This window comes from Mycobacterium sp. OAS707, assembly GCF_014873705.1.
In the GTDB taxonomy this organism is placed as follows: domain Bacteria; phylum Actinomycetota; class Actinomycetes; order Mycobacteriales; family Mycobacteriaceae; genus Mycobacterium.
Window position 1 is genome coordinate 1,210,810 of sequence record NZ_JADBDS010000003.1, and the last position, 16,239, is coordinate 1,227,048.

14 protein-coding genes and 2 pseudogenes are annotated in these 16,239 nt (G+C 67.9%); 8 read left to right on the plus strand and 8 right to left on the minus strand.

What is annotated here, in order from left to right; translation table 11 throughout:
• Positions 1 to 404: 404 nt before the first annotated feature.
• Positions 405 to 734: pseudogene (locus tag GGC64_RS24150) on the plus strand (ESX secretion-associated protein EspG); the annotation flags it as partial.
• Here the strand turns inward: GGC64_RS24150 and GGC64_RS24155 are convergent.
• The 5 genes and pseudogenes from GGC64_RS24155 to GGC64_RS24175 form a co-directional block, all read right to left on the minus strand.
• Positions 733 to 1,464, minus strand: a pseudogene (locus GGC64_RS24155) (S8 family serine peptidase); the annotation flags it as partial. The pseudogenes GGC64_RS24150 and GGC64_RS24155 sit on opposite strands and share 2 nt — an antisense overlap.
• A 174-nt stretch (positions 1,465 to 1,638) precedes the next feature.
• The gene (locus GGC64_RS24160; RefSeq protein ID WP_192725011.1) at positions 1,639 to 1,896 is read right to left on the minus strand and encodes an HPr family phosphocarrier protein; all 258 of its coding nucleotides are present in this window, start codon (positions 1,894 to 1,896) and stop codon (positions 1,639 to 1,641) included.
• Between the two features lie 30 nt (positions 1,897 to 1,926).
• Entirely contained in the window at positions 1,927 to 3,936 is a 2,010-nt protein-coding gene (locus tag GGC64_RS24165; RefSeq protein WP_192725012.1) for a fructose-specific PTS transporter subunit EIIC, read from the minus strand.
• Positions 3,933 to 4,913, minus strand: coding sequence for a 1-phosphofructokinase family hexose kinase (locus GGC64_RS24170; RefSeq protein WP_192725013.1), 981 nt, complete (start codon positions 4,911 to 4,913; stop codon positions 3,933 to 3,935). The genes GGC64_RS24165 and GGC64_RS24170 overlap by 4 nt, the downstream gene beginning before the upstream one ends.
• The gene (locus tag GGC64_RS24175) at positions 4,910 to 5,677 is read right to left on the minus strand and encodes a DeoR/GlpR family DNA-binding transcription regulator (RefSeq protein WP_192725014.1); all 768 of its coding nucleotides are present in this window, start codon (positions 5,675 to 5,677) and stop codon (positions 4,910 to 4,912) included. Before GGC64_RS24175 ends, GGC64_RS24170 begins: the two co-directional genes overlap by 4 nt.
• Positions 5,678 to 5,794: 117 nt before the next feature.
• On the opposite strand from GGC64_RS24175, the gene ptsP reads away from it, so the two are divergent.
• Genes ptsP through GGC64_RS24195 form a run of 4 tightly spaced genes read left to right on the plus strand, consistent with a single transcriptional unit; the run spans position 5,795 to position 9,562 of the window.
• Complete coding sequence (gene ptsP, locus GGC64_RS24180; RefSeq protein ID WP_192725015.1) at positions 5,795 to 7,495, plus strand: phosphoenolpyruvate--protein phosphotransferase; 1,701 nt, start codon at positions 5,795 to 5,797, stop codon at positions 7,493 to 7,495.
• A 27-nt stretch (positions 7,496 to 7,522) separates the two neighbouring features.
• A complete protein-coding gene (locus GGC64_RS24185; protein ID WP_192725016.1) occupies positions 7,523 to 8,497 on the plus strand; it encodes a pirin family protein in 975 nt (324 codons plus the stop codon).
• A 30-nt stretch (positions 8,498 to 8,527) separates the two neighbouring features.
• Positions 8,528 to 8,716: a CsbD family protein gene (locus tag GGC64_RS24190; RefSeq protein WP_192725017.1), complete on the plus strand. Its 189-nt coding sequence runs from the start codon at positions 8,528 to 8,530 to the stop codon at positions 8,714 to 8,716.
• An 18-nt stretch (positions 8,717 to 8,734) separates the two neighbouring features.
• Positions 8,735 to 9,562, plus strand: coding sequence for a DUF1206 domain-containing protein (locus GGC64_RS24195; RefSeq protein ID WP_192725018.1), 828 nt, complete (start codon positions 8,735 to 8,737; stop codon positions 9,560 to 9,562).
• 6 nt (positions 9,563 to 9,568) lie between these two features.
• Here GGC64_RS24195 and GGC64_RS24200 read toward each other — a convergent pair whose 3' ends face one another.
• The 3 genes from GGC64_RS24200 to GGC64_RS24210 are packed head-to-tail and all read right to left on the minus strand — an operon-like array spanning position 9,569 to position 13,475.
• Complete coding sequence (locus GGC64_RS24200) at positions 9,569 to 10,762, minus strand: NAD(P)/FAD-dependent oxidoreductase (protein ID WP_192725019.1); 1,194 nt, start codon at positions 10,760 to 10,762, stop codon at positions 9,569 to 9,571.
• On the minus strand, positions 10,759 to 12,870 hold the full coding sequence (locus tag GGC64_RS24205) for an FUSC family protein (protein ID WP_192725020.1): 2,112 nt from the start codon (positions 12,868 to 12,870) through the stop codon (positions 10,759 to 10,761). Before GGC64_RS24205 ends, GGC64_RS24200 begins: the two co-directional genes overlap by 4 nt.
• Positions 12,871 to 12,908: 38 nt before the next feature.
• Positions 12,909 to 13,475, minus strand: coding sequence for a TetR/AcrR family transcriptional regulator (locus GGC64_RS24210; RefSeq protein ID WP_192725021.1), 567 nt, complete (start codon positions 13,473 to 13,475; stop codon positions 12,909 to 12,911).
• Between the two features lie 166 nt (positions 13,476 to 13,641).
• Here GGC64_RS24210 and GGC64_RS24215 point away from each other — a divergent pair, with 166 nt between their 5' ends.
• The 3 genes from GGC64_RS24215 to GGC64_RS24225 all read left to right on the plus strand — a co-directional run bounded on the left by GGC64_RS24215 (position 13,642) and on the right by GGC64_RS24225 (position 16,232).
• The gene (locus GGC64_RS24215) at positions 13,642 to 14,280 is read left to right on the plus strand and encodes a TetR/AcrR family transcriptional regulator (protein ID WP_192725272.1); all 639 of its coding nucleotides are present in this window, start codon (positions 13,642 to 13,644) and stop codon (positions 14,278 to 14,280) included.
• Between the two features lie 72 nt (positions 14,281 to 14,352).
• The gene (locus GGC64_RS24220) at positions 14,353 to 15,309 is read left to right on the plus strand and encodes an SAM-dependent methyltransferase (RefSeq protein WP_192725022.1); all 957 of its coding nucleotides are present in this window, start codon (positions 14,353 to 14,355) and stop codon (positions 15,307 to 15,309) included.
• The gene (locus tag GGC64_RS24225; protein ID WP_192725023.1) at positions 15,306 to 16,232 is read left to right on the plus strand and encodes an SAM-dependent methyltransferase; all 927 of its coding nucleotides are present in this window, start codon (positions 15,306 to 15,308) and stop codon (positions 16,230 to 16,232) included. The genes GGC64_RS24220 and GGC64_RS24225 overlap by 4 nt, the downstream gene beginning before the upstream one ends.
• The last annotated feature ends 7 nt before the right edge of the window (positions 16,233 to 16,239 follow it).

A 16,239-nucleotide genomic window follows, 5' to 3' on the forward strand; every position in this document is an offset into this window, starting at 1 on the left:
AAAGCCAAGACCTAGGGCGCTGATTGTTTGCTCAGTCGGCGGAGTCGGCAGCCGCGGCCAGCCGGGAAATTAGTGCATTTGCAAGGTGTTTCCGCTGGTAAGCTGTCCGTCAGCGAAGGTTTGCGTGGTTGGGTCGGTCCGGCCCCCCGCCGCGTCGGATGCCCGCCGCAGCTAGGTTGGATTCGGACAATCCACCCCGGGCCGCCGGCCGGGACACCACTGCGGATGAAGCTAAGGACGAGGAGATGCATGTCCGGCGACGACGTGCGCGCTAGCGCGGCCGAATCGGCCGCCGCATCCTCAGATGACCTGTGCGACAAGCTCGCCGAATCAGCGAAAGATTCCCATCACATCAGTGGCGCGATGACCGTTGTCTTGCGCGCGTCGACGCAGACAGGGCAAATATGACCAGTCCGCCAACACATTTCGACGACGTGGTGGGTGTTGAGGTCACCATCGACGGCATGCTCGTCATCGCGGACAAACTCCATCTGATGGACTTTCCCGTCGCGCTGGGCATCCGGCCCAACATCCCTCAGGAAGATCTGCGCAACATCGTGTGGGAACAGGTCGGGCGTGACCTGACCGCACAAGGCGTGCTCGACCTGTTCGGTGAACCCCACCCCGAGGTCGCCGCAATGGTCGACACCCTCAGCCGGGCGGACCGGACTCTGGAGGGCCGGTGGTGGCGCCGTGACATCGGCGGCAAGATGGTGCGCTTCGTGGTCTGTCGCAATCCTGTCCGGTGTTTCCCGCGGCGACGATGATGACCGCACCCTTGACGTTGACCGCGTAGTTGATGGCCGCACCCAGGCCGGACTCGTTGATCGGCCTGGTCACCTTGTAGCAGGCGGCCTCGCTGATGTTGATCACCTGCGCGCCGATGTTGGCGGCATGCACGACGGCGCGGGCAAGGCTGCGTAGCGAGCCCGCGGTTTGCGTGGTGTTCGGGTCGTTGGGGTCGGTGTGGGAACCGACCGGCTGGAAGGCCTCCGAGGTCTGCCGCAGCGACAGAATGCGAGCGTCGGGGGCGACACCGATGAAGCCGTCGGTGGGGGCGGGCCTGCCCGCGATGATCGACGCGGTCAGCGTGCCGTGGGAATCGCAGTCGCTCATGCCGTTGCCGGCCTTGTCGACGAAGTCCCCGCCGGGTTCGGCAGGTACCCGGGGTGAGCCGTTCACGCCGGTGTCGATCACCGCGACAGTTACGCCGGCGCCGGTTGCGAACTTCTGCGCATCGGCCAGCCGTAGGTAGTCGTTCGGCCACGGCTTGTCCGCGAAGTTCGAATTGGGGAACACCGTCGGCGCCGAACACACGCGGCGCTGTTCGGTCGGCTGATCCGGACCTGTTTCGTCCGGTGGCACGACGGCCGGGTCGATGGTGGGGGGCTCGATCGCTACGGCAGGGGGAGCGCTCAACACCGCCAGCATCAGCACTGCCACTAACGCACCGATGCGGCGCACGCGCGGTCACCCCTTTCGGCCCTTCGCCCGGCAGCAGTGTGCTGACGAGTACACAGCAAACAATGTGGCGGAGCGGCGGCGGGACAAAGTGTCACGTCAAGGCCGTCGGCTCCATGCATCGAAGCAATCTTAAGGGGCCGCCAGCGGGGTGTTGTTCGCTAACTCTTGGAAGGCTTAGGCGTCGAGGTCTTGCTGGACGAGGTCGGCGACCGTCTTGAGCGCCGCCTCGTCGTCGGAGGCGACGGTCACCTCTGCGCCGTTGCCCGCGCCCAGCGTCATGATCATCAGCGCTGAGCCCGCGTCGACCGGTTCACCGCCGTCCATCGACAGCGTGACAGGGACGCCTGCGTTGACGACGGCTTCGGCGATGATGGCGGCGGGGCGGGCGTGCAGGCCGATGGCCGAGCCGACGATCACGGTTTTGGTTGGCATGGACTTCTCCTTGCTTGGTAGTGGTGTGGGTTAAGCGGTGGCCAGGGCCGGGGTGTCCTCGGACTTGGCGCCGGACTTGATGAACTCCTTGGCGGCGATGACGACCAATGCACCTGCGACGGTCCCGACTGCCAGGGCGACGAGGAACCACAGCAGATGGCCGATGGCGAAGAACACGAAGATGCCGCCGTGCGGAGCCTTCAGCGTGACGTCGAACGCCATGATCAGCGCGCCCGTGATGGCTCCACCGAACATCATCGACGGGATGACGCGCAGCGGGTCGGCCGCCGCGAACGGGATGGCGCCCTCGGAGATGAACGACGCTCCGAGAAGCCAAGCGGCCCTTCCATTTTCCCGCTCAGGCTCGGTGAACAGGCCGGGGCGGATCGTTGAGGCCAGCGCCATCGCCAGCGGCGGGACCATGCCGGCGGCCATCACCGCGGCCATGATTCGCAACGACGAGGGATCGGCGACGTTGAGACCGGCGGTCGCAAACGCGTAGGCCGCCTTGTTCACCGGGCCACCCAGGTCGAAGCACATCATCAGGCCGAGCACGATGCCGAGAATGATCACCGACGTGCCGGTCATGCTGCCCAGCCAGTGGGTCAGACCCGAAGTGATGGCGGCCAGGGGACGGCCGAGCAACATGAACATCAACAGGCCGACGACCAGCGACGCGAACAGCGGAATCACGACCACGGGCATCAGCCCTCTGGCCCATTGCGGCACGGCGATGCGACTGATCCACAGCGCTGCGAACCCGGCGATCAGGCCGCCGACGATGCCGCCGATGAAGCCGCCCCCGACCATCACCGCGACTGCGCCCGCGGTGAACCCCGGTGCAATGCCGGGACGGTCCGCGATCGCGAACGAGATGTAGCCAGCCAGTGCCGGCACCAGGAATGAAAATGCAAGTCCGCCAAGGGAGAACAGCACGGCGCCGAGATACTGCGTGAAGCCGCCCGACGGCAGGTTGGTCAGCGAGTTGCTTGTCGCGATGATGTTGCCGAGCGACTGTGTGGCACCGTCGGGTTTGTTGGCGATGTCGTAGCCGGCGAACAGGAAACCGAGCGCGATCAGCAGGCCGCCAGCAGCGACGAACGGGATCATGTAGCTCACGCCGGTCAGCAGGATCTGGCGCAACCGGGTGCCCCAGCCGACACCGCCCGCAGGGGCTGCAGCGGCGGCGGGAGAGCCGGCGTCGCCTTGCACGCGCGCCGCGCTCGGATTGTCCGCAGCGGCAAGGGCTTCGGCCACCATCTTGTCGGGCTCGTTGATGGCGCGTTTGACGCCGGACGCGACGACTGGCTTGCCCGCGAATCGCTGCCTGTCCTTGACGCCGACGTCGGTGGCGAAGATGACCGCGTCGGCCTCGGCGATGGTCGACGGCGACAGCGGTGTGCTGCCAGACGACCCCTGCGTCTCCACATGCAGCGTCGCGCCAACCTTCTTCGCGGCGGCGACCAGGGAGTCGGCGGCCATGTAGGTGTGCGCGATGCCCGTCGGGCATGCGGTCACGGCGACCAACGTCTTCGCCGCGGCCTTATCGGGTTCGGCTGCGGGCTTGGGCTTTTCGGGTGTCGCGTTGACCACGCCGTCGACCAGTTCCACGATCTCGCCGGGTGTCGTCGCGTTGCGCAGCGACTCGACGAAGTCCTTGCGCACCAGGGCGCGGGCCAGGCTGGACAGCAGCTTCATGTGCTCGGCCCCGCCTGCTTCCGGCGCGGCGATCAGGAACGCCAGGTCGGCTGGTCCGTCGGGTGCGCCGAAGTCGACGGCCGGCCTGAGCCGTGCGAAGCCGATCGAGGCGGTCTCGACGTACGGCGATCGGCAGTGCGGGATCGCGATACCGCCGGGCAGCCCGGTTGCCGACTGCTCCTCACGCGCCATCGCCGCGGCGATCAGCCCGTCGGTGTCGTGCGTCCGGCCCGCGTCGGCGAGCCGGCTGACCAGTCGGCCGATGACCGCCTGCTTGTCTCCGCCCGCATCGATATCGAGCAGGACCAGATCTGTGTTGATGATCGGCAATGTGGTTGTCATGGCGATACTTTCGTGTTGGGAGCAATCGGTGTCACTCGGACGGAGCTGAGGTCGATCTGCGCGGGCCTTGGGAGCGCGGATCCTGGCAGGGCAGCGGCAGCGCCGCCGTATGCGACTGCCATCTGCAGCCGTTCGGGCGGGACGGCGCCGCCCACATCTGCGCGGAGATAGCCGGCCAGTGAGGCGTCACCGGCACCCACGGTGCTGCGCGCGACGACGGGGGGTGGCGCAGCCATCCAGCTACCCGTCTCGTCGACCAGCACTGCTCCTGCGGCCCCGAGAGTGGCGAGCACGGCACCCACCCCGCGGTCGACGAGCTGTTGCGCCGCGTTGACGACGGGCTCTGGATCACCTTGGGCCACTGCGGCTTCCAGCGCGCGTGGCGAGTAGCCGAGGACCCCGGCGAGCTCCTCGGCATTCGGCTTGACCAGGTCGGGGGCGCCGCGGTGCAGTGCCTCGACGAGCGAGGTGAGTGGAGCATCCGAGGTGTCGACGGCGACCCGGCACGGGTACGGCGCGAGCAGCGCGGTCATGTCGGCATACCAGTGGTCGGGGACGCCGGGTGGCAGCGAACCCGACAGCACCACCCATGACGCGGACTCCGCGGCGGCGAGCACCGCAGTGGTCAACGCATCGAGGGCGGCGGCGTCGAGGGGGGCGCCGGGCTCGTTGACTTTCGTTGTGGTGCCGTCATGTTCGGTGATGGCGAGATTGGTGCGCACCGCGCCCTCGGTCGGTACACAGTTGAACGGCAAGGCGCTGGCGGTGAGCGCACTGATCAGTGGGTCGTTGGCGGGAGCGGGCAGCACCGCGACGGTGTCGAGCCCGGCCAGCGTCAGGGCCCGTGCGACGTTGACCCCCTTACCGCCTGGCTCGGAGGTCACCGACGAAACTCGGTGTACCGCACCGCGAGTGAGGGGGCCCGTCAGGGTGACCGTGCGGTCGATGCTCGGGTTGGGAGTGACGGTGACGATCACGCGACCACCACTTCCACGCCGCTGTTGGTCAGTTCGTCGCGATCGGCAGCGCTGATCTCAGAGTCGGTGATCAGAGTGTCGACGCTGGAGATCGGGGCGAAGCTGACGAAGTCCTCGCGGCCGACCTTCGACGAATCAGCGGCTACCACTACATAATTGGCTGCCCGGACCATGGCACGCTTGACCGCGGCCTCGTCGCTGTCGGGCGTGGAGAGCCCGTGGCGCACGCTGAGCGCATTGGTGCCGATGAACGCGACGTCGACGCGCAGGGTGTCGAGGACGCGCAGGGTCTGCTCGCCGACCGCCGCCTGCGTCAGGCCGCGCACGCGGCCGCCGAGCAGCTGCAGGGATACCGAGGGCATGGCCGCGAGCCGGGCGGCGATGGGCACGGAGTTGGTCACGACGACCAGATCGCGGTCGGCGGGCACGAGCGCCGCGATGCGCGCGGTCGTGGTCCCCGCATCCAGCAGCACGCTGGCCCCGCCGAGCGGGAAGAAGTCGGTGGCGGCCGCGGCGATCGCGTCCTTGTGTTCGGCGCGGGTGGTCTCGCGCTCACCGACGCCTGGTTCGACCAGGTGCAGTGCACGCACGGGCACGGCGCCGCCGTGCACGCGCCGCAGCACGCCCGCCTTGTCCAGCACGGCGAGATCGCGGCGCACCGTTTCGGTGGTGACGTCGTAGGCCTGCGCCAGCTCGGTCACCGAGGCGCGGCCGCGCGAGATCACCAGGGAGGCGATCGCTTGCTGACGCTCTTCGGCGTACATGGGGCTCCGTTTCGGTGACTGCCGGATGTGTGGTTTTGAGTCCGTATTGGTGTGGATATAGTTGGTTTTACTACTGTTCGTGTTGACTTGTCAAGATATTCTTGTAACCTGGTTCACATGACCGCTTCTTCCCCGCCTACCTCACTCCCGGCAGTGGGCACCGTTCTGCATGGCGTTCCGGTGGTTCCCGGTGTTCAGTACGCCCCGGTGATCCGGCCTGGCCGGTTGCCCGCGGTCGACGTCGGGAGCCAGGCGCAGATAGCGGAAGCCGACCGCCCCGCCGAAGCCGCACGGTTCGCGGCAGCAGCCACCGCGGTGGCCAACCGATTGCGGGACCGCGCCGGCCACGCGACCGGTGCCGCGTCGGAGGTGCTCGCCGCCACCGCGGCCCTGGCACAGGACCGCGCATGGTTGGGCGCCGCGGAGAAGCGGATCAAGGAGGGCACGCCTGCCGTCTCGGCGGTGGTCGCAGCGGTTGAGCAGTTCGTCGACATGTTCACCCAACTCGGCGGGCTGATGGCCGAGCGCGTCACCGATCTGCGCGACATCCGCGACCGGGTCATCGCCGAACTGTCAGGGCTGCCGGAGCCCGGCGTACCATTGCCCGAGCTTCCTTCGATCTTGTGCGCGGAGGATCTCGCGCCCGCCGACACCGCGGGTCTCGATCCGAATCTGGTTGTCGCCCTTGCCACGACGCTGGGCGGCCCGACCAGCCACACCGCGATCATCGCCCGGCAGCTTGGCATCCCGTGTGTCGTTGCCGTCGACGGCCTCGACGACGTCACGGCCGGAACCAGAGTCCTCGTCGACGGTACCCGTGGCACGGTGACGGTGTCGCCGGATCACGCCGCCGCGAGCGAGGCCGTCGCCGCGGCGCAGCGCGAGGCCGAACGGGCGGCGCACTGGTCGGGTCCCGGCGCCACTGCCGATGGGCACGCCGTCACCGTGCTGGCCAATGTGCAAGACGGCGCCGCGGCCCGCGCCGCGACGCAGACGCCTGCCGAGGGCGTCGGGCTGTTCCGCACCGAACTGTGCTTTCTCAATCGGGACACCGAGCCCACCGTCGACGAGCAGGCCGGCATCTATGCCGAAGTGCTACAGGCGTTTTCGGGTCGCAAGGTGGTGATCCGCACGCTGGACGCCGGATCGGACAAGCCGTTGAAATTCGTCGGCCATCCCGACGAGGCCAACCCCGCACTCGGGGTGCGCGGCATTCGAATCGCCGAACGCAACCCAGGACTGCTCGATCGCCAATTGCAGGCCATCGCGACGGCGGCTCAGCGCACCGGCAACCAGCCCTGGGTGATGGCCCCGATGATCGCGACCGCGCAGGAAGCGGAAAGCTTTGCCGCCAAGGCACGTTCGCACGGGCTGACGGCCGGGGTGATGATCGAGGTGCCTGCCGCCGCACTGTTGGCCGACCGGATCCTCGACCACGTCGACTTCCTGTCGATCGGCACCAACGACCTGGCCCAGTACACGATGGCCGCCGACCGGATGTCGGCCGACCTCGCCACGCTGACCGATCCGTGGCAGCCGGCCGTGCTGGCACTGGTGGCCATGGCGGTGCGGGCAGGCGCCAAGGCGGGCAAGCCCGTAGGCGTGTGCGGCGAGGCGGCCGCCGACCCGCTGCTGGCGTGCGTGCTGACCGGCCTTGGCGTTACCTCGCTGTCTGCTGCCGCCGCGGCGATCCAGGGTGTCGGCGCGAAGCTCGCCCAGGTCACGCTGCAGCAGTGCCGGGATGCGGCCGACGCGGTGCTCGGCGCCGCAAGCGCGGCGGACGCCAGGGCCGCCGCGCTGAACGCCCTCGGGAATTAATCGGACCGCAGTCCGGTTAATCGTGTCATGCCTGCTATCACCGCTGACACGCTCACCCTGCCGCGCATCTCTGCGCCAGCGCCGAGCGAAACCGAGCGTCCGGTGCGCTCCATCACCACCGGCCCCCACGGCTACGAGGGCGAAGGCTTCCCCGTGGTTCGGGCGTTCGCGGGAGTGAGCGCGGCCGACCTCGACCCCTTCGTGCACATGGACCAGATGGGCGAGATCGAGTACCAGCCGGGCGAGCCCAGGGGCACCGACTGGCATCCGCACCGCGGCTTCGAGACCGTCACCTACATGATCGACGGCCGCTTCGCGCATCAGGATTCGCATGGCGGCGGCGGCCTGATCACCGACGGCGCCACCCAGTGGATGACGGCCGGGTCGGGCATCCTGCACATCGAAACCCCGCCCGTCGAACTGGTCGAGAGCGGCGGCGTGTTCCACGGCGTCCAGCTGTGGGTGAACCTGCCGCGCAAGGACAAGTTCGCGGCGCCGAAGTACCAGGCCATCGAGGGCAACGAGGTCAGGCTGCTGTCGTCGGACGACGGCGGCGCGCTGGTCCGCATCATCGCCGGCAACGTCGACGGGCATCAGGGCCCGGGTGCCACTCACACGCCGATCACGTTGGCGCACGCGACGATTGAGCCTGGCGCGCGGCTGAGTCTGCCGTGGAACCGGGACTTCAACGCGTTGGTCTACGTGTTGTCGGGCCGCGGTGCGGTCGGACCCGTCGGCCATCCGGTCCATCAAGGTCAGCTGGCCGTGTTCGGCCCTGGCGACCGGATCAGCGTCACGGCTGACCCCACCCAGGAGTCGCGCAGGCCCGCGCTCGAGGTTCTGATCTTGGGCGGCAAGCCGATTCGCGAACCCGTCGTCCAGTACGGCCCGTTCGTGATGAACTCCAAGGCCGAACTGATCCAGGCGATGGACGACTTTCAGGCAGGCAAGTTCGGCGCAATCCCGCCCAACGCGCTGATGCCGCATCGGCCGCTGCGCTAGCCGTCGCCCGAAATGGGTAACCCCCGTGGCATGAGTGGTGCCAATAAAGCCAGGAACAAGTTGGATCAGCTGCGGGGCAAGGCCAAGGCCGCAGTGGGGCGAGCGACCAACGACCCCGAGTTGGAAGCCCAGGGCAGGTTCGACGAACGGGCGGCGCACCTCAAGGGTGCGGCCGAAAAGGTCAAGGACGCGTTTCGACCGCGCCGACGCGGCCTGTAGCCCGGGATCTGACCGTCCGTGGCACACACCGCCCGACCGGCGGACGTCGTCCGTTCCGCCGTCGATCACCCCTACGCGCATGTCGCGGCACGCATTGGTTATGTGATCAGCGGGCTACTGCATCTGTTGATCGCGTACCTCATCGTGCGGATCGCGTTGGGCTCGGGCGGTGATGCCGACCAGACGGGCGCGCTGCGGGCGGTCGCGATGACCGCCGGAGGCAACGTCGCGTTGTGGGCTACCGCGATCGCCTTGATTCCGTTGACGTTGTGGCGCATCGCCGAAACGATCCTGGGCTTACACCCCGGCGAGCACCGCGGGCGCCGGGCCGATCCGAAAGATTTCCGATGGCCGAATCGGCTCAAGGCGCTGGGCCTCGCCGTCGTGTACACCGCAGTGGGCGTCACCGCCGTGCAATTCGCGCTGGGCAGGCGCAAGTCCGGCGCCGCCGAGAACGCGGGACTGAGCGCACGGCTGATGCGATCACCAGAAGGCAAGGCCGTTCTCGTGGTCGTCGGTTTGGTGATTCTCGTGATCGGGTGCTACTTCGCGTTCAAGGGCGCATCACGCCGATTCTGCAATGACCTCAAGGTCTCACCGGGCACCGTCGTCACCACGCTCGGGGTTTTCGGCTATGTCGCCGAAGGTCTCGTGCTCGCCGGCGCAGGCGCCCTGGTGGTCGTCGCGGCGGTGCGAGCCGACCCGTCCAAAGCGACCGGACTCGACGGTGCGGTCAAGACGCTCGGGCACGGGCCCAACGGCACTGTGCTGGTTCTGTGCGCGGCGTTGGGTTTTGCCGCATACGGTTGCTACAGCTTCGCGCTGAGCCGCTATTCGCGGATGTGAGGCCGGCTACCCCTCGGCGCTTGGCCGCGTCTGCAGTGTCGGCGCGGCGGCGGCCAGGATCGCGTCGCGGTCACCGTCGAGCGGCGGATAGATTCGCCGGCCGTTGATGGTCATCTTGGTGGCCTTGGCTTCGGCCCCGCTGGCGACGACCTGGCGGTCCCAGCCCTCGGTGTACACGGCACCGGCGGGCCCCAAATCCAAAACCGTTACATACCAAGGGATTCGAAGCGAAAGCAGTGGCTCGTCGAGCAGATCGACGATCACGTTGTATCCGGCGTACCGACCCATCGGCCTGCCGTGCTGGCAGGACATCACCGACAGGTGCGCGTCGTCCATTCGCGCCGAGGCGACGTCGCCTGCGGCGAATATGTCCGCAACGCCGATGACGCGCAGATAGTCGTCGACCGGGAGGCGGCCAAGCCGATCACGAGGCACACCGAGGTCGGCCGTCAACGGGTTGGCGCGCATGCCCGCACACCACACCACGGTCGAGGTGGGCAGCACCTCGCCGGTCGACAGCGTCACCCCATTCGCATCCACCGCCGTGACGCCGACTCCGAGCCGGGTCTGCACCCCGAGCGTGTCGAGCGCCGCCTCGATCACCGGTCGGGCCGATGCGCCCATGTCCGACCCGACGTGCGGGTTGCGGTCGACGAGCACGACCCGCGGCGCGGTGTCGGGGAACAGCGACGCCAGCCGCGACGGCAGTTCGCAGGCGGTCTCGATGCCCGTCAATCCGGCGCCGACGACCACAGCCGTGCTCGCGGAATTCGTTGCGGCACTGGCGAGCCCGGCCAGATGCCGCTGCAGCCGCATCGCGCCGTCGTAGGTGTCGACGTCGAAGCCGAATTCCTGAAGACCGGGGATGTCGGGCTTCACCACCCGGCTACCCAGCGCGACCACGAGGCGGTCGTAGGTGTGGGTGCCGGCAGAACTCGTCACGGTGTGCGACGCCGGGTGGATCGCCGTCACGTCCGCCGTGAGGTGTTCGACGCCGACGGGGTCGAGCACCTCGGTCAGCGGAACGCGGCACGGCGTCAGATCGGCCTCGTAGTTGCGCACCCGGATGTCGTGGTACGGCTGCGAACTCAACACGGTGATCGCAATGTCGGTGGCGCCGAGTTCGTCGACTCGCCGCGCGGCACCGAGCGCCGCCCACAGGCCGGCGAAACCCGAGCCGAGCACGACGACGTCGCTCATCGGGCTGACGCTACCGGCTGCGCGTACAGCAGTTCGAGCTCACCGAGGTGCGCGGCCACGGCGGTCAACGGCAGCGCCGCGGAGATCGCGAGTTCGTCTTCGGTGGCGTCGGCGCGCAACGCGAGCACGAAGTCGTCGCTGATCGATTCGAGCTTGCGGCGCGGATCGCCGGTCAGGCGCGCACAGATCGCTGAGGTGTGGGCCTCGAGTACCTCGCGGGTCCGTGGGTACGGCTCAAGCGGCGGCGGCACGACGTCGGCGATCAGCTCTGCCGCGGCGCGCACGCGAACCGCCCGGTTGGCGGCCCGCACCACCGGCCCGCGCAGCTCCGTCGTCCCGCCGTTCTCCGAAAGATATTGCCGCACAGCATCATCCACGGTGCGAGACGCCTGCAGCCCTTGATGGCTGAGCGCGATCACCCGATCGGTCGCGTCTTCGGAGGCGCCGCGGGTCACCCGTAACACGGCCTGCTTCAAGAACTTTGCGCCGACGGCGCGAGCATCCTCGACGGCCTTCGACACCGCGGACGAGGCGCCTCGCGGCCACAGCAACACCGAAACCACGATGCCCACCAATGCGCCGACGACGACATCCTCGACCCGGATCAGCCCCACCTTCCAGCCCGTCGGAACGATCAGGTTGAAGTTGATCAGCACCATCATCGTGAACGCGGCCTGCCCGGCGACGAAGGAGTACACCTCCGGCACGTAGGCCGAGCCGAACGCGACGATCGGCAGCAGCATCCACAGCACAACGGGATCCATGCCGAGCAACTCGATGACCACCGCGCCCAGTACGAACCCGACCGCTGTGCCCGCCACCGCTCTGACCACGCGCGTTCCGGTCGTCAGCGCACTGCTGCGCAACACGGACATCGCGCCGAGCACCACCCAGAACCCGTGCTCCACCGGGAAGATGTGAGTCACCGCAACGGCAAGCGCCAACCCGAGTCCGGTGCGCAGGCTGTTGCGCAGCACCACCGCTTTGGTGGCGAGAAAGCCTTTGGTGATCGCAGTGACCGCAACGGTTTCGGGCATCACCCAATCAGCGGCGCCGGTCTCCGGCAGACGACGGCCAAGCACGCGCGCCCATACCGGTCGCGCATCCGCGGCCGCGGCATTGCGGATGATCCGCCCGGTCACCGCGACCGTCGCCGCGATTGTGCGGCGGTTCAACAGATTACGGCCGACCTCGACAGCGGCTGTGTCGCTGGATTCGCCGAGCAATTCGGTGAGGTCCTCGCGCCAGTGGCCTTGGGCGACCGACCGCAGCTCGGTCAGCGCTTCGCGAAGGTCGGCGCTGCGCTCCACCCGAGCGGACACGCTGCGTAGCCGCAGCACCGCAGCGGAATCCCGCAGCACCCGCACCGCGGGCTGCTTGACCGCCCCCATCATCTGACCGGTGTCGTCGGTGATCCGGTCGGAGAGCCAACCGAGGTCGTCGACCACCCGGACGAGCGCGCGACTGCCCGCGGTCAACGCGACCGGCCGGTAGTCGGCGCCGAGGAAGGCGGCGTCGAGCGCGTTCATCGCCTTGGTGACTTCGCGGCCCGACCCGGTGCCCTCGAGTCGATCGGCGAGCCGGTTGCAGACGCGTGCCGCGTAGGCGCGCAACTCGTCGTGATGTCGCGGGGGGAACAGAAACAGCGCCGCAGGGACGCACAGCGCAAGCGCGATCAGCCAGCCCAACAGGCGCTCCGGCAGTGGGCCGACCGGGGTGCAGGCAGGCAGCACGAACATCAGCAACGTGGCACGTTGACCAGCCGCGACGATTTCGCTGAGCACTCCGGCGAAGATGACCGCAACGCCGAGCACGAACATCAGCGCCACGCTCAGCCACGGGTAGGGCGCGACAAGCGTGCCCAGCGTGATCAGCACCGCCCCGTTGAAACCCAAGCCGCAGTAGGCCAGCGCTCGCGCGGGACGGTTGCCGGGGAAGTCGACGAGTATCAGCAGCGCCACCGAGCCGAAGATGGTGAACAGCGGTGTCTGCGACCCGCCGCCGACCGCGAAGCTCACCGCCGCCGCGCTGGGCACGACGACCGCGGCCCGCAAGGCGCGGCGCAGTGCGTCGAACTCCGGGTCGCGGGCGCGCAGACGGTCAAGCACGTGTCGCAGCACAGCGGCCGTTTCAGAGGGCAATCGCGCTACTCACCGTCTGGCACAGACGCGAACCGGCCGGAGTCGAGTGCGTCGGTGAGCTGGCCCGCGATCCACTCCAGCGCCGCGGCGTCCCGCGGCAGGGCCGCCTGCTCGTAACCGACGAGCACGTACACCCCCCACGCTGCGAAGATTTGCGCCTGTCGCTTGTTGTGCAGGATCTCGAAGGCCGACTCGTACATGATGTCGAAGCGCTGCTGGTCCACCGCGGCCTGGATGGAGTACACCTCGGCATCGACCGAACTCCACACGCGGATGGCGGCTTCGGCGCCGTGCGGAAGGGACAACCCCTCTGCGATGAGCGTGTCGATCCGCCGGCGCGGATCCTGCTCAGCGCGCACCCTCTCGATGATCTGCACGGTCTGCCGCTGCATCCAGTGCGCAACGAGTTCCTTGGTGTAGGCGGGCCAGCCCGGAAAGTAGTGATAAAACGACCCGGTCGTGACGCCGAGCCGGTTGCAGACCTCGGCGAGCTTCAGCCCGCCGTAGCCCAGATCGGACAGCACTTCGAGGCCGACATCGAAGTACGACTCCCGCGATACGACGCTCGCCACCCCAGCACCATAGTTCGACGGCCTGTCTCCGGTTCAGTGCTATCGCCAAGGTCGCGGTCGAAGGGTCGGCTTGCCGGGCGCCGCGAATTTGCTGGGTCGACATGCCAATCAGGCCGGAATTGAGCGCAAGGGTAAATCGACAAGTGAGCTGTGGCACAATTTGACCGTGCCGCAACATACCGCGAGTCGAGGACCCGGTCGCCCGCCCGCAGCGAAGGCTGCTGAAACGCGAGAGCGCATCGTACAAGCGGCTCGTGAGGTCTTCAGCGAACTTGGCTATGACGCCGCCACCTTCCAGGCGATCGCCATCCGCGCCGATCTCACGCGTCCCGCCATTAACCATTATTTCGCCAGTAAACGCGTGCTGTGGAGCGAAGTCGTCGAGCAAACGAACGCTTTGGTAGTTAGCGCGGGGATGTCGCGGGCCCAGGCCGAGACCAGTCTGCTGGCGCGGCTGTCCGCGTTCTTCTCGGCAGTGATGCAGGCAGAGTCCGAAGAGCGTTCTGCGGCAGCATTTCTCGTCACCTCGGTGCTGGAGTCGCAACGCCATCCGGAGCTGAGCAACGACGAGCACGACTCGATGCGGGCGTCGCGCGAGTTCATGACCTGGGCCGTCGAGGACGCAATCAAGCGAGGTGAGCTCACTACCGACACCGACGTCAACCACCTGGTCGAAATGCTGGTGGCGGTGATGTGGGGGATGGGCTTCTACGCCGGCTTCGTCGGCAGCCACGAGGACCTGTCCTCGGTGGTGCACAAGTTCGAGCTGTTGATGGCCAACAAGCTCTGGAATCTGAACGAATAACGATTTACCTGCGGTGATGTAGCCCACATTTCGTATAGCTCTGCTAACTTATTAGATAGCATTGCTTACGATATGACTGATTTGAGCGAATACAGCGTCCGCACCGACGGCGACAGCTGGGACATCACCGAAAGTGTCGGGGCAACCGCGTTGGGCGTTGCTGCGGCACGGGCCGCGGAAACCGCCCGCCCTGACGCGCTGATCCGCGACGACTACGCCTATCTGCTGACCTCATCGGCCGGGCCCGCCTGGGCGCAGATGGCCAGCGCCGACGACAGCTGGCTGCGCGACGACGAGCACGCACTGCGGTTGCACGAGATGGCCCGTAACTACCAGGCCGTGCGCACGCACTACTTCGACGGCTACTTCACCGCGGCGGTCCGCACCGGTATCCGTCAGGTCGTGATCCTGGCCGCGGGGCTGGACTCGCGGGCGTATCGGCTTGACTGGCCCGCAGGCACGACGGTGTACGAGATCGACCAGCCAAAGGTGCTCGGCTACAAGACCTCGACCCTGGACGCTCACGGCGCGGTGGCCAAGTCGCGACGCATTCCCGTCGCGGTCGACCTACGTGACGACTGGCCCGCCGCCCTGATCGCCGCCGGTTTCGACCCGACCCGGCCGACCGCGTGGCTGGCCGAGGGCCTGCTGCCGTATCTGCCCGGCGACGCTCAGGATCGGTTGTTCGAGCTGGTCACCGAGCACAGCGCCGCAGGCAGTCAGATCGCCGTCGAGGCCTTCAACCTGCACCCCGCGCAGTACTCACCGGAAAAGCGAGCAGCGCGGCGCGAGCGGACCGCCCAGCTGCGTGAGCGTCTGGGCCTGGACGTCGACGTCGACACCCTGATGTACACCGACGACGCCCGCGCCGACGCTGCCGACTGGCTGGCCGACCACGGCTGGCGCGTCGACGCCGTGCCCAGTGCCGAGGAGATGACCCGGCTGGGCCGACCGCCCACCGAAGACCTCGTCGAAGAAGCGATGGACAGCGTGTTCGTGCACGCCCGGCTTGAAGGAGACGCCCGATGAGCTCGCAGCGCACCGAGAACGACACCTGGGACATCGCCACCAGCGTCGGGGCAACCGCGGTCATGGTCGCCGCGGCCAGGGCCGCCGAGACCGACCGGGACGACCCGCTGATTCGCGACCCCTACGCCAAGGACCTTGTCGCGAACGCGGGCACCGGCATCTGGGAGTTCATGCTCGACGACCAGTTCGTCGCCAAGGTCGGCGACGCCGACCCAGAGGTCGCGGCGGTCGTCGAGCACATGGGCGCCTACCAAGCGGTCCGCACCCACTTCTTCGACGCGTTCTTCACCGACGCCGCCGCGGCGGGCATCCGTCAGATCGTCATCCTGGCGTCCGGCCTTGACTCGCGCGCCTACCGGTTGCCGTGGCCCGCGGGCACCACGGTCTACGAGATCGACCAGCCGAAGGTGCTGGAGTACAAAGCTGCGACGCTGGACGGTGTCGCGCCGACGGCCGAGCGCCGCGCAGTGCCGATGGATCTGCGCTACGACTGGCCGAAAGCGTTGCGGGACAAGGGTTTTGACCCGAGTTCACCGACCGCATGGCTGGCCGAGGGCCTGCTGATGTACCTGCCGGCCGACGCGCAGGACCGGCTCTTCGAGAACATCACCGCGCTGTCGGCCCCGGGCAGTCGCATTTCTGCCGAGACCGTCGGCATTCACGCCGCGGATCGCCGCGAGCGGATACGGGAGCGGTTCGGCAAGCTCGCCGAACAGTTCGGCGTGGACAGCACGCTCGACATCGGGGAGTTGACCTACGAAGATCCCGAGCGCGCCGACGTCGCTGTCTGGCTGAACGAGCACGGGTGGCAGTCAACGGCTGTCACCTCACAGGACGAGATGCGCCGGTTGGGCCGTGCCGTCGAGTTGGTGGACACCGGCGACGACTCGTTCTCGACGTTCGTCACCGGCCGCAAGCTGTAACAGCCGC